At 69.5% G+C, this 16959-nt stretch carries 11 protein-coding genes; 3 read left to right on the top strand and 8 right to left on the bottom strand.

Annotated features, from left to right (window positions below; genetic code table 11):
• Positions 1 to 4 precede the first annotated feature (4 nt).
• Entirely contained in the window at positions 5 to 1213 is a 1209-nt protein-coding gene (locus ACQEV8_RS39475; RefSeq protein WP_432970803.1) for an MFS transporter, read from the bottom strand.
• A 90-nt stretch (positions 1214 to 1303) separates the two neighbouring features.
• Here ACQEV8_RS39475 and ACQEV8_RS39470 point away from each other — a divergent pair, with 90 nt between their 5' ends.
• Complete coding sequence (locus ACQEV8_RS39470) at positions 1304 to 2065, top strand: DeoR/GlpR family DNA-binding transcription regulator (protein ID WP_432970800.1); 762 nt, start codon at positions 1304 to 1306, stop codon at positions 2063 to 2065.
• An 88-nt stretch (positions 2066 to 2153) separates the two neighbouring features.
• On the opposite strand, the gene ACQEV8_RS39465 is transcribed toward ACQEV8_RS39470, so the two are convergent.
• The 4 genes from ACQEV8_RS39465 to hisD form a co-directional block, all read right to left on the bottom strand.
• Positions 2154 to 3941, bottom strand: a complete 1788-nt coding sequence (locus ACQEV8_RS39465) for a thiamine pyrophosphate-binding protein (protein ID WP_432970797.1) — start codon at positions 3939 to 3941, stop codon at positions 2154 to 2156.
• Complete coding sequence (locus tag ACQEV8_RS39460) at positions 3842 to 4645, bottom strand: ThuA domain-containing protein (protein WP_432970794.1); 804 nt, start codon at positions 4643 to 4645, stop codon at positions 3842 to 3844. The genes ACQEV8_RS39465 and ACQEV8_RS39460 overlap by 100 nt, the downstream gene beginning before the upstream one ends.
• Positions 4642 to 6252, bottom strand: a complete 1611-nt coding sequence (locus tag ACQEV8_RS39455; protein ID WP_432970791.1) for an APC family permease — start codon at positions 6250 to 6252, stop codon at positions 4642 to 4644. Before ACQEV8_RS39455 ends, ACQEV8_RS39460 begins: the two co-directional genes overlap by 4 nt.
• A gap of 95 nt (positions 6253 to 6347) precedes the next feature.
• Positions 6348 to 7673, bottom strand: coding sequence for a histidinol dehydrogenase (gene hisD / locus ACQEV8_RS39450; RefSeq protein WP_432970788.1), 1326 nt, complete (start codon positions 7671 to 7673; stop codon positions 6348 to 6350).
• 128 nt (positions 7674 to 7801) lie between these two features.
• Between hisD and ACQEV8_RS39445 the strand changes: the two genes are divergently transcribed.
• Positions 7802 to 9409 carry a PucR family transcriptional regulator gene (locus ACQEV8_RS39445; RefSeq protein ID WP_432970785.1) on the top strand — a complete coding sequence of 536 codons (1608 nt, stop codon included), beginning with the start codon at positions 7802 to 7804 and terminating at the stop codon, positions 9407 to 9409.
• A gap of 24 nt (positions 9410 to 9433) precedes the next feature.
• Here ACQEV8_RS39445 and ACQEV8_RS39440 read toward each other — a convergent pair whose 3' ends face one another.
• On the bottom strand, positions 9434 to 11017 hold the full coding sequence (locus tag ACQEV8_RS39440; protein ID WP_432970782.1) for a GMC oxidoreductase: 1584 nt from the start codon (positions 11015 to 11017) through the stop codon (positions 9434 to 9436).
• A 203-nt stretch (positions 11018 to 11220) separates the two neighbouring features.
• Here ACQEV8_RS39440 and ACQEV8_RS39435 point away from each other — a divergent pair, with 203 nt between their 5' ends.
• Positions 11221 to 12801, top strand: a complete 1581-nt coding sequence (locus ACQEV8_RS39435) for a GMC family oxidoreductase (RefSeq protein ID WP_432970779.1) — start codon at positions 11221 to 11223, stop codon at positions 12799 to 12801.
• 97 nt (positions 12802 to 12898) lie between these two features.
• Here ACQEV8_RS39435 and ACQEV8_RS39430 read toward each other — a convergent pair whose 3' ends face one another.
• Positions 12899 to 14764, bottom strand: coding sequence for an RICIN domain-containing protein (locus ACQEV8_RS39430; protein WP_432970776.1), 1866 nt, complete (start codon positions 14762 to 14764; stop codon positions 12899 to 12901).
• Positions 14761 to 16929, bottom strand: a complete 2169-nt coding sequence (locus tag ACQEV8_RS39425; protein ID WP_432970773.1) for a beta-galactosidase — start codon at positions 16927 to 16929, stop codon at positions 14761 to 14763. Before ACQEV8_RS39425 ends, ACQEV8_RS39430 begins: the two co-directional genes overlap by 4 nt.
• Positions 16930 to 16959 lie beyond the last annotated feature (30 nt).

Genomic DNA, 16959 nt, shown 5'->3' with positions numbered 1-16959 from the left:
GCGGTCAGTGGAGGCCGGCAGCCATCTCGCGGCGGCGGGCACGGTCGGACTCCGTGCGCAGGACGCGGGCGCCCACGGCGGTGGCCACGCACAGCAGGGTCAACAGGACGAAGGCGTGGTTGAGGGCGACGAGTTGGGTCAGCCAGCCGATCACTGCGGGGCCGGCGAGCATGCCGACGTAGCCGAGTCCGGCGACGCGGGAGACGTTGGCACCGGCGGCGGAGGGGTCGGCGTGCCCGGCCGCGCTGAACAGCTGCGGGACGCAGCCGGACAGGCCCAGGCCGAACAGTGCCCAGCCGGTGAACGCGGCCCACATCCAAGGGCCGAGGGCCACGAGTGTGATGCCCACGGCGGCCGTGGCCGCGCCGTGGCGCAGGATCGCCAGGGAACCGAACCGGGTGACGAAGCGGTCGGCCAGCAGCCGGCCGATGGTCATGGTCGCGGCGAAGGTGCCGTACGCGAAGGCCGCCGTGCCGGCGGGCGCGCCCAGGACGTCCTTCATGTGCAGGACGCTCCAGTCGTGGGCGGCGCCTTCGCACAGCATGGCCATCAGCGCCAGGACGGCCAGCAGCCAGACCCGGCCCGTGGTGCCGCCGGGCTCCGCGGCCGGTGAAGTCCCGGTCTCCTCCGCGGAGCCCGGACCCTCGACGGCGGGAGCGGCAGGCAGCAGGGCACGCGCCGAGGCCAGGGCGATCACTACGCCCACGGCACCCATGGCGGCCATGGCAGCCGCCGGGTTCAGGCCGGCGCTCGCCGCGCCCGCTCCGGCGAGCGCGGCGAGGACACCGCCGACGGAGAACGTGGCGTGGAAGCCGGACATGACGGGCCGGCCGTACGCCTTCTCGACGTGCACGGCGTGGGCGTTCATGCTCACATCCAGGCAGCCGTTGCAGAGCCCGAAGACCAGCAGCGCGCCGGCCAGGGTCCACGGATCGTCGGCGACACCGGGCAGCACCAGAGTGGCGCCGCAGAGTACGCCGCCGGCGGGTACCACGACGCGGGTGCCGAGGCGGTCGGTCAGGGGACCTGCCACCTGCATGCCTATGAAGGCTCCGAGCCCGAGCACCACCAGCAGGCCGCCGAGCGCGGCGTGGCCGATGCCCACGCGTTCCTCGATCGCCGGGATGTGCACCACCCAGGTGCCCAGCAAGGTGCCGTACAGGACGAAGTAGACATAGGTCGCCACGCGGGCGGCCCGCAGGGAACGTTCCATACCGTTCAGCGTAACGAACGTTTGAAGTGTTTGAAACTGGCCTCAACGAACAGATTGATTGTTCATTTCTCGGTAGTGTTCAATCACGGCATGAGCAACACAGACCGGCACGGGCTGATCGCGAAGGCCGTCAGGGACTCCGGAGGCGCCACGGTCCAGGAACTCGCGGAACTGACCGGCGCCTCGGAGATGACCATCCGGCGCGACCTCGACACCCTCGCCGCCCAGGGCGTCCTCGAACGTGTCCGCGGAGGGGCACGCACCCTGCTGCTCCGGGGTGAGGAGCCTCCCTTCGCGCTGCGCGCCCACGAGGGTGTCGACGCCAAACGCCGGATCGCCGCCGCGATCTCCGCGCTCATCGCCGACGGCGAGAGCGTCCTGCTGGACAGCGGCACCACCTGCCTGGAGGTCGCCCGCCTCCTTCGCGAGCGGCCCGTCACCGTGATGCCGCTGTCCCTGCAGGCCGTCCACCTGCTCGGCGAGACACCCGGCCCGGCCACCCTGGTCGTGCCCGGCGGACAGCCCCGCGCCGCGGAGGGAGCCCTCACCGGCCCCCTCACCCTCGCCTCCCTGGCCGCCCTGCGCTTCGACACAGCCGTCATCGGCTGCTGCGGGCTGACCGCGGCCGACGGCCTGACCGCCTACGACCTCGACGACGCCGCGGTGAAGAAGGCGGGCATCGCCTCCGCCCGCCGCGTCATCGCCGCAGCCGACGGCAGCAAACTCGGCCACACCGCCTACGCCTACGTCGGCCCCGCCGCCCTCCTGCACACCCTGGTCACGGACACCACCGCGGCCGCCGGTGAGGTCACCGCGCTCGAAGACGGCGGCACCATCGTCCAGACCGTTTGACGGACCCTTCGGCTCCGCCGGCGCCGATCGCCCGTGCGGCCGGGTCTCGGCTGCACGGGCGGCCGGCGTCACCGGGCGCGGGGTCTTCTCAGAGGTGCTGTTCGGAGGCCCGGGTGCGGTGGTACTCGTCCTGTCGCTCGTCCGTGATGTACGCCGGGATCGGGAAGTCCCACCAGCCGGGTACCCAGGGGCCCGCGGCGTCGCGGTCCGTCGGTACCTCGACCAGGGCAGGAGCTCCGGACTGGACGGCCTTGCGCAGGGTCGGTTCCAGGGACGCGGCGTCGCTGACCTTCCACGACTCGATCCCGAAGGCCCGGCCCATGGCCGCGAAGTCGGGGCTGTACGGCGAGCCGTCGGGGTGCGAGAACTCCGTGCCGATGTGCCGCGAGGTCTGCTTGCGCTGGCCGCCGCGGATCGACATGTAGCCCGCGTTGTTCTGCACGACGAAGATCACCGGCGCGTCGGCGGTGACGCTCAGGGCGATCTCCTGGGAGGTCATGAGGAAGTCACCGTCGCCGAGGACGCACACCACGGGGCTGTCCGGCCGGGCGAGCTTGGCGCCGACGGCGGCCGGGACGGCCCAGCCCATCGAGGAAAAGCCACCGGAGGTCAGGTGGGTGCGCGGTGAGTACACCGGGAAGGTCTGCTTCACCGCTCCCTGCGTGTTGCCCGAGCCGGCGACGATGATCGCGTCGCGCGGGAGCACGGAGCGCAGGGCGCCGAGCGGGCGCTGGGAGGTGAACGGGAAGCGGTCGCTGTCGCGGCGTCCGGCGAGCTTCTCCTCCCAGTCCTGTTTCAGCTGGGCGAGTTCGGCGAGGTACTCGGACCGGTCGACGCCCTTGGAGGGGAGGGAGTCGACGATGGCGGCCACGGCACGCTGCGCGTCCGCGACGATGCCCACTTCGGCCGGATAGTTCTTGCCGATCTCGTGCGGGTCGATGTCGATGTGGATGAGCTTCGCGGGCGGGATGGAGAAGGTGACGCCCTTGGCGTAGCTGGAGGCGGACCAGTCGGTGAAGCGGCAGCCGACGGAGATGACGACGTCGGCGGCGCTCGCGATCGCGTTGCCGGTCATGGTGCCGGTCTGGCCGACGCTGCCGGCGAACAGCTCGTGGTCCTCGGGGAAGGCGCTCTTGCCGTTCCACGTGGTGACGACCGGGATCTGCCACCGCTCGGCGAGCGCGAGGACCTGGTCGGACGCCTCGGACGTGATCGCACCGCCGCCGACCACGATGACCGGCCGGGTGGCCGTACGCAGCACGTCGACCGCGCGGTCCACGGCTTCCGGGTCGGGGTGCTGGCGGCCGACGGGGATGCGCCGTTCCAGGTCGTGAAGGTCCACGTTCGCTGCCTCGGCCTGTACATCCATGGGGACTTCGAGGTGCACCGGGCCCGGGCGGCCGGTCAGCATGGAGTTGAAACAGCGGTGCAGGACGAAGGGGAGCTCCTCGACCCGGGTGACGACCCAGTGCCGTTTGCTGACGGCCTCGGCCACCTTGGGGAAGTCGTTCGCCGTGTAGCGGTCGAGTTCCTGCAGCAGCCCGTGCCCGCGCATATGGGTCGGCGGGCCGCCCGTGACGACGAGAACACTGGTGGAGTCCGTGAACGCGGTGCCCATGCCGATGACGGTGTTGCTCGCGCCGGCGCCGATGGAGGTGACAGCGGCCTGCGGGCGGCCGGTGACGCGGTAGTAGCCGTCGGCGAGGTGGACGGCGCTCTGCTCGTGGAAGGTCTGGATGAAGGGGATCCTGGACTCGTCGTCGAGGAAGGCGTCGGTCAGTGACCAGATGCCGTGGCCGGGGATGCCGGCGACGACGTCGACCCCGTAGTTGCGCAGGGTCCGCGCGACGATCTGGCCTCCGGTGAGGACAGGCATGGTGTGCTCCCGATGAGCTCGGTTCGGACGGTGGGATCAGGCGTTCTGACGGGCGGCCCAGGCGAAACCCTGGGTGCACAGGCGGGTGACGTCCGGGTTCTGGAGGTCGTCGAGGTCGTGTCCGACCGCGCTGTAGAAGACGCGGCCCTGTCCCAGGTGCGGGTCCATGCCTGAGGGATCGTCTTTCCGTCCAGCCACGGCAGGTGCTCGCCGGTGAAGGCGGTCTCGGCCAGGACGTGGTTGTTGGGGTCGACGGACATGTAGTACTGCTCGGAGGCGACCCGGAAGTCATGCACTCCGGCGGTGATCGGGTGGCCGGTGTCCGTGACGGTGACCTGGTAGGAGTACTTCACGCCTTCGCCGGCGGGGTGTTCGAGGAAGCTGCCGCCGATGAGCCAGTGGTACTTGAGGCTCGTGCGGAACGCTGCGGCCGCGCCGTGCCAGGCGGCGATCCCGGTGCCGTTCTCCACCGCACGCAGCAGGTTCGACTCCTGGGCGGGGGTCAGCCCCTCGGACAGCAGGGCGTTGTTCCAGTTGAGCGCGATGAGGTCGTAGCCGGTGAGGTCGGCGTCGAGCGCGAAGATGTCGTTGGTCTCGTCGACGTCGAATCCGAGGTTCTTGAAGATCGGGAGGGCCCATTCCTCGGCCACCTGGTAGGGCTTGTGCCCCGGCCAGCCTCCGTACAGATACAGGACGCGGGTCATGCGTTGTTCCCTCCGGTCGTAAGGGGCAGGGCCGCGGCGCGGCTGCGCAGGCGCTCGGCCACCGCCATGGCGTCGCCTTCCGGCGCGGTGGACTTGCGCTCCGGCTTCGCGGTCAGCAGGTACACCAGGCCCACGGCCGAGACGACGAGGAAGCCGATGAGTGCGATCCACCGGTCCAGGAGCGCGGTTCCGGCGTCGCCGGTGGGCCAGGCGAGAAGGACCATCCCGAGCACGCCGTAGACCAGGGCCGCCACGTTGACCACGAATCCCCAGCGGCCGAGGGTCCAGGCTCCGGCGGGGCGCCAGCCCTTCAGGCGCATCCGCAGCGCGGCCAGTACGACCATCATGAACGCCGCGTATCCGGCCAGCACCTGGAACGCCACGATCTTGGTGAGGGAGTCGGGCGAGTAGTAGACGAACACGAAGATCAGCAGCGGGACGACGTTCACGGCCAGCAGCGCGTTCATGGGGACGCGGTGCTTGCGGGAAATCTTCGAGAAGACACGGGAACCCGGGAACATGTCGTCGCGGGCGAAGGAGAAGACGATCCGGCTCGCGGCGGCCTGCTGGCTCATCACACCCGCGATGAAGGACGTGATGATGACCGCCAGCACCGCCTTCGTGCCCACGATGCCGAGCGAGTTCTGCAGGATCGAGGGGATCGGATTGGTGTCCTTGCCCGAGAGGATCGAGGCGAGGTCCGGAGCCGCGAGGGCGTACCCGACGAACGCGAGAAGCGCGGCCACTCCCCCGACGGCCACGGTCAGCTGCATGGCTCGCGGGATGCTGCGGGAGGGGTTGGGAACCTCCTCCGCGATCTCGCCGCACGCCTCGAAGCCGTAGAAGAGGAAGAGTCCGACGAGTGAGGCCGCGATGAAGGCCGTGACGTAGCTGTCGTGGTTGGAGCTGCTGGTCTCGAAGAAGATCGTGACGGAGTTGTGCCGTTCGAAGATCAGCAGGTAGAAGCCCACAAGAACGATGCCGATCAGCTCTGCGGCAAGTCCGATCTTCGAGATCAGCGCAAGGGTCCTGGTGCCGAAGCAGTTGCAGACCAGGCAGACGGCGGTGACGCCGATCGCGATCCACAGGCGCTGGGCGGGCGTGGAGCTGATGCCGGGCGCGTCGGCGGTTCCGGCGAAGAGGCTGGCAACGAAGTCCGAGCTGAAGAGTGCGGTGCTGGTGATGCCGATGGTGATGCAACAGATGTACGTCCACGCGTTGAACCAGGCATAGCGCCCGTTCCAGAGCCTTCGGACCCATTGGTAGAGCCCGCCCGCGAGCGGGAACTGCGAGACGACCTCCCCGAAGACCAGCGCGACCAGGAACTGCCCGGCCCCGACGATGCCGATCCAGAAGATGGACGGTCCGCCGGCGGTCGCCAGTCCGACCGCGAAGAGGGCCACGACGCCCACCAGGGGCGAGAGGTACACGAAGCCCAGGGCGAAGTTCCCCCACAGGCTGACCTTGCGGTCGAACTTCTGCTCATAGCCCAGTGCGGCGAGCAGTTCGGCGTCCTCGGCCGATGAGACAGGGGTCGCGGTCCCACCCGAGGGGCCGACGGGGGTGGGTGTGGGCGCCGCGTGCGCCTCGTTGTCCGTAGCTGACATGACGATCTCCGTGGGTCGAGGGGGACGTGCTCCTTGTCGAACGGCTGCCGTACCGCGTCCGCGGTCCGGCCTAAGTCGCGAGGGGTCATCGCGGATCAGCTCTGGTCGAAGGTGTGGTCGATCCAGGCCGGCCGGGCCGATCCGTAGCGCGCGGCGCGGACGTCTCCCGAGCGCGCGTGTCCCTCGAAGTTCTCGATGCGCGAGGCCCTGCCACAGAGCTCGCCGAGCCGGGCACTGGACCCGGAGTCCCTGATCTCCTGGTAGGTCATGGTCTTGAGGTACTTGCCGACCCAGAGGCCGCCGGTGTAGCGGGCCGCTCCCAGGGTGGGCAGCACGTGGTTGGTGCCGATGACCTTGTCGCCGTACGCGACGCACGTCTTGTCCCCGAGGAACAGGGCACCGTAGTTGCGCATCCGGTGCAGGGCCTCGCGGGGCTCGGCGGTGAGGATCTGGACGTGCTCGCTGGCGTACTCGTCGGCGAGTGCGTAGGCGGCGTCCAGGGTGGGGACCAGGATCACCTCGCCGTGGTCGCGCCAGGCAGGCCCGGCGACGTCTCCGGTGGGCAGGTCCGGCAGCAGCTTGTCCACCCAGGAGACGGTCTGCCTGCCCACCTCCTCGGACGTCGTGATGAGCACCGTCGGGGAGTCGGGTCCGTGCTCGGCCTGGGACAGCAGGTCCGTCGCGACCACGAACGGGTCCGCGGTGCCGTCCGCAACGATCAGCACCTCCGTCGGCCCGGCGAAGAGATCGATGCCGACCTCGCCGAAGAGCTGCCGCTTGGCCTCCGCCACGTAGGCGTTGCCGGGGCCGGCGAGCATGTCGACCGCGTCGATCGTCTCGGTGCCCAGCGCCAGGGCGGCCACGGCCTGGACGCCGCCCATGACGTAGATCTCGTCGGCTCCGGCCAGATGCATCGCGGCGATGCTGACGGGCGGCGGAGCGCCGCGGTCCGGCGGGGTCGTCGCGGCGACCCGTTCGACACCCGCGACCTTGGCCGTCAGGACGGTCATGTGGGCCGACGCGGTGAGGGGATAGCGGCCGCCGGGCACGTAGGCGCCGGCCGCTCCGATGGGGATGTTGCGCTGCCCCAGGAAAACTCCGGGCAGTGTCTCCACCTCGAAGTCGGTGAGGGAGTCCCGCTGCGCCTGGGCGAATCCGCGGACCTGCTGCTGGACGAACCGCAGGTCGTCGAGGACCGTCTCGGGGACGGAGGAGACGACGGAGGCGATCTGGTCGGGGCCGAGCCGATAGGAGTCCGGGCTCCAGTCGTCGAACTTCTGCGACCAACGGCGTACGGCGGCGTCGCCGCCCGCTCGTACGTCGGCGATCACGTCCGCGACGGTCTCGACGATTTCCGGACGGCTGGTCCGCGACGTCTTCGCGGCGACAGGAGCCTTGATGGTCTTGTGTTGTGCTGACACTCTGCACTCCTTGCACGGGGTCGTGCCTGCGGGCTTGACCTGAAAGTCTGGATAAGCGGGGGGTGGGACGACAGGCACAGTGTGTGCAATATTGACTGCGGATCCTGCACACAACGAGGTTTTGGATCATGGCTGAAGTCCTGACTGTTCGCACCGCCCTGGAGCTTGAGGTGTTCACGCGCACCACCGTGCGTGTGTATGCCGGGGAGAGGAATCTGGACCGCCCTGTGCGCTGGGTGCACGCCGGTGAGATCCCGGACATCCATCGCTTTCTCACAGGTCAGGAGATGCTGCTGACGGCCGGCCTCGGCATGGGCGCGACGCAGCTCGAGCAGCGTGCCTTCATCCGGCGACTCGCGGACGCCCACGCGGCCGTCCTCGTCATCGAACTGGCCGGCCGCATGTTCGACTCCATGCCGGATGCTGTGATCGAGGAGGCGGCAGCGGTCGGCCTCCCTCTGGTGGGACTCGCGGACGAGATTCCCTTCGTCGAGACGTCGGCCCAGGTCCATGAGGTCCTGGTCGGGATGCGCGTCAAGCAGCTCATCGCCGAAGAGGCCACCAGCCAGGCGTTCATGGATCTGCTGCTGGCGGACGAGGACTACGTCGGCGTGGTCAGGGAACTGGCCCGTCGCACCGGGCACCCCGTGGTGCTGGAAGACGTCGCCCACCAGATGCTGGCGTACGGAGGCGCGACGCCGGAGGCCGACGGGGTCGTGGACGAGTGGAGTGCGCACTCCCGGGCGATTCACGAACGTCACCCCTCGCTCTCGGCACACGGCCCCGGCGTTCCCACCGCCTCGGCGGCGTCGTTCCGCGAGGTCGCGCCATGCGCTCGCCAGCCCGTGATCCTCCGGGGTGAGTCATGGGGGTGGCTGCACCTTCTGCACGGTGGAAAGCAGCCGAGCCCGCCCGAACTACGCACGCTGGAGCGGGCCGCCGCGGCCGTGGCGATCTCGCTGCTGAGCGAGCGGGAGAGCGGCGCCCGCGCGTCCCAGCGCCAGACGGCGCTGCTCAACCGGCTTCTGCTCGGCGACATCACAGGAGAGCGGTTCGTGACCCTCGGTCTGGCGCTCGGCCAGGACCTGCGCGGACGGGACCTGATCGTGGTCACGGCATGGGCGGGGGACGAGGAGCCCGTCAAAGACCACCTCCTCGCCCGTCTCCTGGACGAGGCCGGCTGGCCCGCCGTCGTGGGCGACACCGGAGACTTCGACGTGGCGGTCGTGGGCCTGCCCACCCGCGCGGACGCCGGCCATGTGCAGACCCTGCTGGCCGATCACGGAGTACGGGGCGGCATCAGCCGCATCGTGGAGCCGGCGGTGCTTCCGCTGGCCCTGCGCCAGAGCCGCAGCGCGGCGTCCGTCGCCGCGGCGGCCTCGACCACGGAAGTGCGTCATTTCGACGATCTGGGAGCTCTGCGCCTCCTCGTCGCCCTCTCCGAAGGTCCCGAGCTCAGACGTTACGTCGAGGACGAACTCGGTCCGCTTCTGGAGCACGACGCACTGGCGAAGAACCCTCTGCTGCCCACCCTGCGCACGTTCCTCGACTGCGGTGGCAACAAGGCACGGGCAGCGGAGGAAATCTTCATCCAGCGACGCACCCTCTACCACCGGCTCGACAAACTCTCCGAGATCCTCGGCCTCGACCTCACGCAGGTCAGCAACCAGCAGCGGCTGCAACTGGCCGTGCGCGGACACGACCTGCTGCGCAAGCCGACGCTGCGGCGGACCTGACCTGAGGACCTGACCGTTACGACGTCAGCCCTTCGTCGCCCTGGCGAGGGCCGGGGCGATCCGCAGGGCGTTGGCCCCGATCGTCAGGGCCGGATTGAGTGCCGCGGAGGACGGGAAGAACGAGGAGTCGGTCAGCCAGAGGTTCTCGACGTCATGGCTGCGGCACAGCGGATCGAGCACGCTCTGCTTCGGATCGTGACCGGCCACGGCCGTTCCGCACATGTGGGAGTTGGTCTCGATACCCATGCGCTGGGTGAAGATCAGCGGATAGCCGGCCCTGCGGACCGCCCGGGTCACCCGGCGCACGAGTTCGTGGTGGGGCGCGAGGTTGGTCGGCGTCCAGTCGATGAGGATGCGGTCCCCGTCCACGCGTACCCGGTTGTCCCGGGACGGGAGGTCCTCGGTCGTCAGATAGATGTCGAGGCTTCTGGCGGCCATGAGCTTCAGGGCCCATGCCGGTGCCCACGGACGCGCCGGCTTGAGCATGGGGGCTTGCAGCTTGCCCAGCATCTGGAGGTTCCCGAGCGGGAAGCGCGTCCCTGGCCCGGCTTCGTAGAAGTCGTTCAGACCGAGCGTCTTCTGCCACTTCGTGGGGTTGGTCCGCAGAGGGTTGACCCCGACGAAGAACGTGCTGTTGTGGACCATGTAGTTGCGGCCCAGCAGTCCGGACGAGTTGGCGAGACCCTCAGGGTGGGAGTCGTCTGCCGAACGGAGCAGCAGCGCGGCCGAGTTGACCGCCCCTCCGGCGAGGGCGAAGGTCTTGGCGTTGATACGGATGATCCGCCCCGCGTGCCGTGCCTCGGCGGCGACGACCTTCCGGCCGTCGGTCGAGGTGATCAGGCGGGTGATCTCCGCACCCGTGAGGATCTTGACGCCGTCGCGCAGCGCGGGGAGCAGGATCCGGTTCTCGGCGTCGGACTTCATGCCCGTCTCGTCCGGACAGCCGTCGGCGGCCGTCACAGCGGCGCGATCGGCCTGCGTGGCGATGTTCAAGGCGTTCGGGGTGTGGAACGGATGCAGGCCCTGCCCGCGCAGCGACCGGGAGAACCGCTCGATCTCCGGTTCATGCTGAAGCGCCGGATACGGGTAGGGCTTGGAGCGCGGCGGCTCGGTCGGGTCCTCGCCGGTCTGCCCGTGCACCTGGAGCAACTGCTCCATGACGGTGTAGAAGGGCTCCAGTTCGTCGTAACCGAAGGGCCAGGCACGCGAGACACCTTCGTGGTGTTCCACCTCGGTGAAGTCACTGCTCCGGAAACGGGGCAGCATGGCACCGTAGAAACGGGTGTTTCCGCCCACCCAGTAATACACACCCGGCGCGAACGGCTTGCCGGTGCTGCCGTCGTACCAATATCCGGCGTTCTTGTACCGGCCCTTGATATACATCTCGGCCGGTTGCGAGTTCTCGGGTTCTCGGGGAAGGAAACGGCCCCGTTCCGCTACGAGCACGTCGAGACCGGAGTCCTTCAGCGCCCAGGCCAGCGAGGACCCGCCCATGCCGGAGCCGATGATCAGGACATCGGTGCTGATCTCTTCGGGGGTGCCGACTGAAACAAGGGAATCGGGCCGAAGCTCCGGGGGTGTGTAATTCTGACGGACCGGGTCGGACATGAGTCGGGATCCCCTTAGGCGCTCGGGTGGGCGGAGGTTCCAAGAGAGCCTAAGCAGCGGCCTGGATGCAGCACATGCACGGAATGAGTAATGTCTGCCGCCTGATTTGCTCACGTCGTGCATAGGCCGAGCACGCCTGGCGTCTCTAGCGTCTCCAGGGACCACGCCGCCGATCAGGGCGACCGGACTTCCATGGAGGCGCAATGGACAGGGAATCGTATGACTACATCGTCGTCGGGGCCGGCTCGTCCGGCTGTGCGGTGGCGGGCCGCCTGTCCGAGGATCCTGATGTCACGGTCGCGCTGATCGAGGCGGGACCGCCGGCCCGGGGCCGCCTCTTCGAGATCCCCGCACTGTTCTCGCAGCAGCTCAAGACGACGTTCGACTGGGACTTCGAGACGGACCCCGAGCCGCAGCTCGGCGGGCGCCGCGCCTACCTGCCCCGCGGCCGGGTGATCGGCGGCACCAGCTCGATGAACACGATGCTGTACGTCCGCGGTCACCGCTACGACTACGACACATGGGAGCGGCTCGGCAACCCGGGCTGGGGGTATGACGATGTTCTGCCGTTCTTCAAGAAGTCCGAGGACAACGAGCGCGGCGCCGACGACTTCCACGGCGTCGGCGGGCCCCTCGCCGTCAGCAACCCCACCTCCGTCCATCCCCTTCTGACGGCATGGGTCGAGGCCGCGCAGGACGCGGGGTACAGGCACAACCCGGACTTCAACGGATCCGAGCAGGAGGGCGTGGGCTACCACCAGGTCACACAGCGAAACGGACTGAGGTGCAGTAGCGCGGTGGCGTTCCTGGAGCCGGCCGCGGGCCGTCCGAACCTCACCGTCCTGCCCTCGACGACCGCTCTGCGTCTCCGCTTCGACGGCACGCGGGCCGCCGGCCTGGAGGTCGACCACCTCGGCACCGTCCGGACGATCCATGTCAACCGTGAGATCGTGCTGTCCCTCGGGGCCTACAACTCACCCCACCTGCTTCTCCAGTCCGGTGTCGGACCGGCCGACGAACTCTCCGCGGGAGGGATCACACCCCTGCACGACCTCCCTGATGTCGGCAGGAACATGCAGGACCACACCGGGTGCTTCATCAGCTTCTTCAGCGACGCCGAGCCGCTCCTGGGACCGGACACCTCCCGGGAAGAGCGGCTCCTGCGCGAGCAGGCCACCGGCCCGATGGCCTGGAACGAGACCGGCGGCTTCTTCAGCTCCAGCGATGACGTGCCCGCCCCGGACATCCAGGTCCATGCCGCACTGGGCATCGTCCGCGACGAGGGTCTGGCCGCGCCGCTCGAGCCCGGAATGTCGTTCGGCCCTTACGTCGCACGGCCGGCGAGCCGCGGCTCGGTGCGGCTGCGGCATTCCCACCCCTACGCCAAGCCGCGCATCTTCCACAACTACCTCGACGACCCCGACGACCGCCGACGGCTGCGGGAGGGCGTCCGGCTGTGCATGGGCATCGCCCGTGAAAAGCGGCTGACGTCCCTGCTCCAGGCCGATCTGCGCGCGGCCGCCGACGCCGGACTCGCCCCGCTGTCGGACGGCGACCAGGACATCGACGAGTTCATCCGCACGCAGTCGTTCTCCTTCTACCACCCGTCGGGCACCTGCATGATGGGCAAGGTCGTCGACCACGAACTTCGTGTGCACGGGCTGGAGAACGTCCGCGTGGCGGACACGTCGATCATGCCGACCCTCGTCACCGGGAACACGAACGCTCCCGCCATCATGATCGGAGAGAGGGCCGCCTCGTTCCTGCGGGCGTCGGCGGGGTGAACCCCGCACGCTCGCCCGCTCGACAGCAGGGACCCGGTGCCCCCGACGGGACGGAGGCACCGCGTCCGAGCGTGTCATTCCCCCGGGCCGGCAGGCATCACGAGCCGCCGCGCCGGGTGTCCCGGACGAGCCGCCAGTCCTGCGAACCGTCATTGGCCGCGCTCTGGAGGGTCAGCGGCCCTCCCGCGGTCGCGCCGGTGAGATACAGACCGGCATTCTTGACCGACTGGAGCTTGTAGGAACCGTCGGCGTTCTTGACGAGGTTCCAGCTGCCTGTGGGGCTGTCGTCGACCCACTGGCCGATCCGCTGCCCGGCCGTGGCACTGCCCGTCCAGATGGCCGCCGCGCGTCCCCCCGACTTGTTGAGCAGGGTCGTACCGCCCTTCGGCTCGGTCACCACGTGCCAGTACTGGGTGTCCGGGTTCGCCGCGGCGCCGGCGTCCTCCAGGACCACGTCGGGGACGTTCCCGTTGCCGATGTTCGCGTCGTTGGTCCTGTTGCCGGTGCCGATCACCTGGCCGGTCCTGCGGTTCACCAGTCGGTAGTAGGCGCCTTCCGAGTCGCCGAGGTCGACCTCGGCGTAGGCGATCTGGGACGTGCCCTGGTTGTTGAGGATCGCGATACGGCCGGTGCCCTCGACGTACTGGAGGTTGCGGCTGTAGCCGGGCTGTGAGGTCGTCTGGTATTCCGTCCACACGCCGTCGCTGCGTCCGCTCTCGTTGACCCAGACGTTGCCGCTGTTCGCCGCGTTGTAGACCAGGCGCCCGTCGGGCAGCCGGATGATCACCGGGCTGCCGCCGCCCGAGAGCGGACGGGAACCGGCGGTGACGGGCAGCGAGGCGACGGACATGCCGGTCTGGGTGCCGCGGAAGAATTTCAGCGGGTCGTCGGCGATCACGTATCTGGTGTTGGCCCCGCCGCCCCAGTACTCGAACGTGAGCATCCACTTGCCGTCGGTCGTGCGGACGACGTTGGTCATGCCGGGACGGCCGCCGCCGATCTCCGTCTTGCCGCCGCTCATGTCCTGGACCGATCCCGAGACGTCGACGACGGCGTCGCTCCACCGCGCGCCGCTGCCGTCCCACGTGCGGTGGGCGAGGATCTGGCCGTGCGAGTCGGTGGCGGTGCCGTTCGCGGGGTCGGGCTTCGGAACGCCGGTCTTGGGGTCGAAGCCGAGGTAGTCGTTCTCGTCGGAGTAGTAGCAGACCAGCTTGCCCTTGTGGACCATCAGGTACGGCTCCCAGAGGGGATCGACCTGCTTGGTCTTGTTCGCGTCGGCGACGTTCCGGCCGATGGCACCCGCGCTGCCGCCCTGCCAGCCGCCCGTCGCGACGATGTTGAGGACCTTCCAGGTCCTGCCCTGGTCGGTGCTGGAGTACAGGGCGATCGCCAGGTCACTGCGGTCACCGTCGTTGTCCGGTGTCCAGCCGGGGTCGGCCGCCTTGTGCTCCGTGTAGTAGGCGTCGTCGCCCGACACGACGCTCGCCAGGAGCAGGGTGCCCGACTTGAGCTTTCCGACGTTCTGCGGAAGCACGTAGAGGTAGGGGTTCGTCCAGTTGCTCGTGTACTTGGCGTACTTGGGGTCCTTGGACAGGTACGCGGGTGCCTTGACCTCGGACAGCGGCTGCCAGCTCGTCCCGTGGTCGTCGCTCTTGTAGACGGGCAGGGTCTGACCGTCGGCGCTTCCCGACTCTGCCACGACGGTGGACTTCTCGAACGAGGCGACCAGGCGCCCGCCGGGCAGCTGTGCCGACTTCGGATAGACCGCGCAGTTGCCCCGGCCCTTCAGGCACGGCTCGCTGCCGAGCTGGTAGAGGGTCCCGCCCGTCGGGTTGTACGCCTGCGCGCTCCCGGCGGGTATCGCCAGCAGCGCGGAGGCCGCGGCGAAGGTCCCCAGGGCTCTGACCGTCCTGGCTGTTCTGGTGGCCCCTTTCGGGGACGACCACGGTGCGGCTCGGTTCATCGGTGGTGTGCCTCCTTCTCATCGGTTGCTGCGACGAAGACGCGCACGTCCCACGCGCCGAGTTGGACGGACGTGCCGGCCTGGAGCGCCTCTCCGTCCAGGACGTCGGTCAACTGCACCGGTGCTTCGGCCCGGGCGGGCTCGAAGCTCCAGTTGTGGACGACGTGGACGCGGCGGCCGTCGGCGGCCGTGCCGGTGGTGGCGGTGACGGACGCGGGGAGGTCGCGCCAGCCGCTGCGGGTCTCCGGCACGAGCCAGGTGGCGAGCGCCCGGGCGAGGCCACGACCGGGGACCGTGCCGACGTGGGTGACGCGGCCGGCTCCGTGACGGCGGGTGGTGAGCGCGGGCCAGCGTCCGAAGTGCGGGTGGTCGTACTCGCCGAGGACGTCGGCGTCGGTGACGGTCAGGCCGTCGACCCAGTGGGTCGCCGTCGCCTCCTCCGACACCTCCAGGGGGCTGCCGGCCGCCGCTCGCACCGGGACGGCACGCGTGAGGTTGCTGAACTCGTCGTACGACACCCCAGCGGCCTCGGTGAGGCGTCCGGGCGCCGCCTCGTGCCGGGCCCGGGCCTCGTGGTCGGCGTAGCCCGTGCGGGGGCCGAGGACCAGGTGGCCGCCCGCGTGGGCGTAGGCGGCGAGCCAGTCGAGCAGCTCGTCGTGGGCGATGTAGAGCGCCGGGACCACCAGGACCGGGTGGCGGTGCACGGCCTCCTCGGGGGTGAGGCCCGCGTTCTCGCCCCGCGGGTCGTGCAGTTGGCGGGCGTGGACGATGCGGACCTGGCGGTCGGCGTCGAAGGCGCCGCGGTAGAAGGGGTCGAGGATGCGGTGATAGGCGGCCGGGTCCGGTTCGCCGGCGGCGGTCGCCAGCGGCGGGTACTTCTGCATCAGCCACTTGCTGGGCGTGGAGTAGAGAACCGTGATGTCGGCATCCGGTTCGAGGTCCGCGACCAGCGAGCCCGCCCGGTCGAACTCGGCGCCCAGCCGGGCGATCTCGGCGTACGTCCGGCCGGGCTGACCGGTGTGCGGCAGGACTCCGCCCCAGTACGTCTCGGCGCCGAAGCGCAGCGTCTGCCACTGCCAGTACTCGATCATCCGCGCACCCCGCGCCACGTGCGCCCAGGCGGCCTGGCGCCACTGCCCGTCGTAGCCGGGCCGGTTGTCCCAGCAGAACCCGATGGAGTTCGCGTTGGTCTCGGTGACCAGGAAGGGCTCCTGGCGGGAGGAGAACATCCAGTCCGCTGTCTGGTACATCGACCAGACGCCGGTGGTCTTCCAGACCTGCTCGTGCTCTTCGGGCGTGGGGTCGGGCAGCAGCAGACCGTCCTGCATGTCGTAGTACGGGTTGCCGGAGGCGATGTCGAGCCGGGCGGACAGCTCGTCGTCCGCGACGCCCTGCCGGGTGTAGGAGATACAGGTGGTGACGAACTGGCCGGGGAGGGCGTACTCACGGACGATGTCCGCCTGCCAGCCGATGAACTCCGTGACCTGACGGGCCTGGAACTCCCGCCAGGCGACGTCGTACTGCGGCTGTTCGTTGCCGTCCGGAGTCCACAGGTCGGCCCAGGTGGACAGGCGGTGGGACCAGTAGACCAGGCCCCACTCCCGGTTGAGGGCCTCGACGTCCCCGTACTTCTCCCGCAGGTGGTCCGTGAAGCGCTGGAAGACGCCGTGGTTGTGGAAGAGGTGCAGGCCCGGCTCGTTGTCCACCTGCCAGCCGATGACCGCCGGATGGTCCGCGTAGCGGGCGACGATCCTGCGGATGACCCGCTCGGCGAAGAAGCGGAAGGCCGGGTGGGTGAAGTCGACCTCCTGGCGAGCACCCCAGCCGATGCGCCCACCGGTGTGCCGCTCCCCCGTGATCTCGGGGTACTGGCGGGCCAGCCACGGCGGCACCGCGTACGTCGGTGTGCCGAGGATGACGGAGATGCCGCGTTCGTGGGCGCCGTCGAGGACCGGCTGCAGCCAGTCGAGGTCGAAGCGGCCGTTCTCGGGCTCCCAGGTCGACCAGACCGACTCCCCCACTCGGATCACGGTGAAGTGCGCGTCGGCCATCAGGTCGAGATCGGTCTTCAGCCGTTCGTCGGGCCGCAGGCCGGCGTCGTAGGAGGGGGTGTACTCGTGGTAGTACGCGGCACCGAACAGCACGCGGGCGGGCAGATCCGCCATGGGAGGAACCTCCGTGAACAAGAAAAGGGG

The organism is Streptomyces sp. CA-179760 (assembly GCF_050937045.1).
In the GTDB taxonomy this organism is placed as follows: Bacteria; Actinomycetota; Actinomycetes; order Streptomycetales; family Streptomycetaceae; genus Streptomyces.
The sequence above is the reverse complement of the archived record's forward strand: the minus strand, read 5'-3'. Positions and strand labels throughout refer to the sequence as shown.

Excerpts from the sequence above, each read along its gene's own strand:
- ACQEV8_RS39475 (WP_432970803.1), bottom strand. The coding sequence starts at position 1,213 with ATGGAACGTTCCCTGCGGGCCGCCCGCGTGGCGACCTATGTCTACTTC.
- ACQEV8_RS39470 (WP_432970800.1), top strand. The coding sequence starts at position 1,304 with ATGAGCAACACAGACCGGCACGGGCTGATCGCGAAGGCCGTCAGGGAC.
- ACQEV8_RS39465 (WP_432970797.1), bottom strand. The coding sequence starts at position 3,941 with ATGCCTGTCCTCACCGGAGGCCAGATCGTCGCGCGGACCCTGCGCAAC.
- ACQEV8_RS39460 (WP_432970794.1), bottom strand. The coding sequence starts at position 4,645 with ATGACCCGCGTCCTGTATCTGTACGGAGGCTGGCCGGGGCACAAGCCC.
- ACQEV8_RS39455 (WP_432970791.1), bottom strand. The coding sequence starts at position 6,252 with ATGTCAGCTACGGACAACGAGGCGCACGCGGCGCCCACACCCACCCCC.
- ACQEV8_RS39445 (WP_432970785.1), top strand. The coding sequence starts at position 7,802 with ATGGCTGAAGTCCTGACTGTTCGCACCGCCCTGGAGCTTGAGGTGTTC.
- ACQEV8_RS39440 (WP_432970782.1), bottom strand. The coding sequence starts at position 11,017 with ATGTCCGACCCGGTCCGTCAGAATTACACACCCCCGGAGCTTCGGCCC.
- ACQEV8_RS39435 (WP_432970779.1), top strand. The coding sequence starts at position 11,221 with ATGGACAGGGAATCGTATGACTACATCGTCGTCGGGGCCGGCTCGTCC.
- ACQEV8_RS39430 (WP_432970776.1), bottom strand. The coding sequence starts at position 14,764 with ATGAACCGAGCCGCACCGTGGTCGTCCCCGAAAGGGGCCACCAGAACA.
- ACQEV8_RS39425 (WP_432970773.1), bottom strand. The coding sequence starts at position 16,929 with ATGGCGGATCTGCCCGCCCGCGTGCTGTTCGGTGCCGCGTACTACCAC.